This is a genomic window from Phytoactinopolyspora endophytica (genome assembly GCF_004138495.1).
Taxonomy (GTDB): Bacteria; Actinomycetota; Actinomycetes; order Jiangellales; family Jiangellaceae; genus Phytoactinopolyspora; species Phytoactinopolyspora endophytica.
Genome location: NZ_ML142850.1, coordinates 61,451 through 61,677 on the forward strand (window position 1 = coordinate 61,451; position 227 = coordinate 61,677).

General features: G+C 70.0%; 1 protein-coding gene. It reads left to right on the top strand.

Annotated elements, in window-relative coordinates; translation table 11 throughout:
* Positions 1-227, top strand: a 227-nt coding sequence (locus ELR45_RS40375; RefSeq protein WP_240759146.1) for an AMP-binding protein, incomplete at both ends; no start/stop codon positions are given.

Genomic DNA, 227 nt, shown 5'->3' on the forward strand with positions numbered 1-227 from the left:
GGACGTGGCGTTGATGCTGGTGTCAGGCGGGACGACCGGTCTACCGAAGCTCATCCCCCGCACCCACGACGACTACCTCTACAACATCCGGGCCAGTGCGCGGATCTGCGGGCTGAGCGGCGACGACGTCTACCTTGCCGCGCTGCCGGCGGCCCACAACTTCGCGCTGGGCTGCCCTGGCGTCCTGGGCACGCTCGACGCCGGGGGCGCCGTCGTGCTCACCGATA